The organism is Bradyrhizobium sp. Leo170 (genome assembly GCF_004296405.1).
Taxonomy (GTDB): Bacteria; Pseudomonadota; Alphaproteobacteria; order Rhizobiales; family Xanthobacteraceae; genus Bradyrhizobium.
This window is the reverse complement of the sequence record NZ_PSRR01000585.1, coordinates 1-2771: the sequence shown is the minus strand read 5'-3', so window position 1 is coordinate 2771 and position 2771 is coordinate 1. Positions and strand designations below refer to the sequence as shown.

The window sequence follows — 2771 nt, the reverse complement described above, 5'->3', positions numbered from 1 at the left end:
AGCCGCCCCTCATTCGCGTGAGACGCGCGGAGTTAAATCACTGATTTGCCCGACGGGTTAAGCGGAATATTTTTCGCGCGACGGCTGGACAGACTTTGGTTGATTTGCCCGTCGGGTTGTTATGTCGCACCCAAAGTAGCCACATCGTCATTGCGAGCCAGCGGGTCGGCGCGTAGCGCCGCCCGATGGCTCGCAATGACGGAGGTGGTTTACGGTATCCGAGCCTTCGTAGCCCGGGTGGAGCGGAGCGCAACCCGGGGCGTCTGCGGCACTGTTTACGAGCGTCTCCCGGGTTACGCTGGCGCTTTACCCGGGCTACGGTACTAATTAGTTGGGGACGCAGCTCTTGCGGTGGCATCGATGGAATTTGGTGACAGAACGCGCTTTGCCGTGAGCTTGGAGCTCGACGAAGACAGCGGTGGCCAATGGATGTTCGGGAAGTTCTGTTATTGGATCGACGGCAAGATGATTGGAAATTACGAAGAAGGAACCTCTCTTCGTGACACTTTGACCGCGCTGAAATGGATAGTTCACGATTCCGGAAAACGTGAAGATTGCGCGAGGTTCGAGATGCCGTCCGAGGACGTCTTTGAAGCCATCGATTCATCCATGTATGGGCAGGCTGAAAATGCAAGCAGTGAATCGGACGGCGACGCTACGGCGCGATTCGAAATTTCTCCGCAGATCGATATATTCAATCAGTGGAAGATATATTTGATAGATTGCAGAAGCCAGGCGCGACTGCTGTACAAGAATCTTTCTGATCCCAATGTCAGTGAATTCTTCCTGAAGAGGGCTGAGTTCGATGCGTGCATTCAGCTGGCCTGGGACCAATTAAATGCCCTGTATGATAGAGCGCTTAGCGCGTAGGGGGTAGCCGAGCCCTATGGACTGCGCGAAAAACAGGCAGATTTGATCGCGGTTGCGTGCGAGATATTCAACAACCCGGATTGGCCGATGGACACCGCGCCGGAATGGCCGTTCCGTAATGTTCCGCCGCAGTTCGGCTATTGGCTGGGCACCCGCGCCAAACGCGGCTTTGGAACCAATCCGTCGACCTGGCAGAGCGGGCTCCAAGAGCGACGTCCGTAAGCAGCACAACGAGCAACGCACGATGTCGTGAGCGACGGTATTTCTCCGGTAAAATTGGCCTTGATCCGACCAAAAAGGCATTGTGTGTTTGCCTGCGCCGGGCGAGAAACGGCGATTCAACACAATGGTGGCTGGTACAGCGGGAAGGATCGCAGGCAATGCGCAGGAATTTTGGCTTTCTCCTCGGCACGGTCACCGGCGTTGGTCTTACTCTTCTTGTCACCGCCCCGCAGGGCGCCAATCTGGTTGCGGTCGCCAAGGCCGCGGTCCGCTCCGATACCTATTCCCAGCTCAATCTTTTCGGCGACGTGTTCGAGCGCGTCCGGACCGACTATGTCGAGAAGCCCGACGATTCTAAGCTGATCGAGGGCGCCATCAACGGCATGATCACCTCGCTCGATCCGCATTCTCGTTACATGAACGAGAAGGGCTGGACCGACATGCAGGAGACCACCCACGGTGAGTTCGGCGGCCTCGGTATCGAAGTCACGATGGAAGAGGGCTTCATCAAGGTCGTAGCGCCGATCGACGACACGCCGGCCTCGCGCGCCGGCATCATGTCGGGCGACATCATCACCCAGATCGATGACGAACAGATCCAGGGCATGACGCTGGATCAGGCCGTCAACAAGATGAAGGGCCCGCCCAACAGCCAAACCAAGCTGAAGATCGTCCGCAAGGATGCCGACAAGCCGATCGACGTTTCCATCACCCGCGAGATCATCCGCGTGCGCCCGGTGCGCTTCCACGCCGATGGCGGCAATGTCGGCTATATCAGGATCAACTCGTTCAACGAGCAGACCACCGAGGGCCTGCACAAGGCGATCGCCGAAATCTCCAAGGAGATTCCGCAGGACAAGCTTGCCGGCTATGTGATCGACCTGCGCAACAATCCCGGCGGCCTGCTCGACCAGGCGGTGTCGGTGGTGAGTTCGCTGATGGCGCGCGGCGAGGTCGTCTCGACCCGCGGCCGGTTGCCGGAAGAGACGCAGCGCTTCACCGCGCGCGGCGGCGACATGACCAAGGGCAAGCCGCTGGTGGTCCTGATCAACGGCGGCTCGGCTTCTGCCTCCGAGATCGTGGCCGGTGCGCTGCACGACCACAAGCGCGCGACCCTGATCGGCACCCGCACCTTCGGCAAGGGCTCGGTGCAAACCATCATTCCGCTCGGGGCTGGCAATGGCGCGCTGGCGCTGACCACCGCGCGCTATTTCACGCCGTCCGGCCGCTCGATCCAGGCGCAAGGCATCGCGCCCGATATCGAAATTCTGCAGGACGTGCCGGACGAATTGAAGACTCGCGCGGAGATCAAGGGCGAGGCGTCGATGCGCGGGCATCTGGCGGCCGAAGGCACCGAGCAGACCGGCTCGCAATCCTTCGTCCCGCCCGACGAGAAGAACGACAAGGCGCTGAACGCCGCCTACAACCTCCTGCGCGGCGTCACCGTCAATGCCGACGCCAAGAACGCGCCGAAGCGGACGATCCCGAACTGAGGCTATACGGCTGTCTGATCCTCATCCCGAGGAGCTGCGCCTTCGCCGCATCTCCGGACGATGCTACGCATCGCCGGGACAAGGATGAGGCCACCTCACCATGAGGGGCTCACGGCGGAATCGTAGGGTGGGCAAAGCGAAGCGTGCCCACCATTACGAGCGGAGTGTTGATGGTGGGCACGCTGC

At 60.1% G+C, this 2771-nt stretch carries 3 protein-coding genes; all 3 read left to right on the top strand.

All coding sequences use genetic code 11. The features are described from left to right. The first annotated feature begins 360 nt into the window (after positions 1–360). The 3 genes from CWO89_RS42730 (at position 361) to CWO89_RS42720 (ending at position 2585) form a co-directional block, all read left to right on the top strand. On the top strand, positions 361–870 hold the full coding sequence (locus CWO89_RS42730; RefSeq protein ID WP_165421580.1) for an Imm42 family immunity protein: 510 nt from the start codon (positions 361–363) through the stop codon (positions 868–870). Between the two features lie 87 nt (positions 871–957). After that, positions 958–1092 carry a hypothetical protein gene (locus CWO89_RS49000; RefSeq protein WP_283813585.1) on the top strand — a complete coding sequence of 45 codons (135 nt, stop codon included), beginning with the start codon at positions 958–960 and terminating at the stop codon, positions 1090–1092. 158 nt (positions 1093–1250) lie between these two features. Next, positions 1251–2585, top strand: coding sequence for a S41 family peptidase (locus tag CWO89_RS42720; protein ID WP_130584198.1), 1335 nt, complete (start codon positions 1251–1253; stop codon positions 2583–2585). The last annotated feature ends 186 nt before the right edge of the window (positions 2586–2771 follow it).

Bases quoted from the DNA above. Each gene is read 5' to 3' on its own strand.
- CWO89_RS42730 (WP_165421580.1), top strand. From the start codon at position 361: ATGGAATTTGGTGACAGAACGCGCTTTGCCGTGAGCTTGGAGCTCGAC.
- CWO89_RS49000 (WP_283813585.1), top strand. From the start codon at position 958: ATGGACACCGCGCCGGAATGGCCGTTCCGTAATGTTCCGCCGCAGTTC.
- CWO89_RS42720 (WP_130584198.1), top strand. From the start codon at position 1,251: ATGCGCAGGAATTTTGGCTTTCTCCTCGGCACGGTCACCGGCGTTGGT.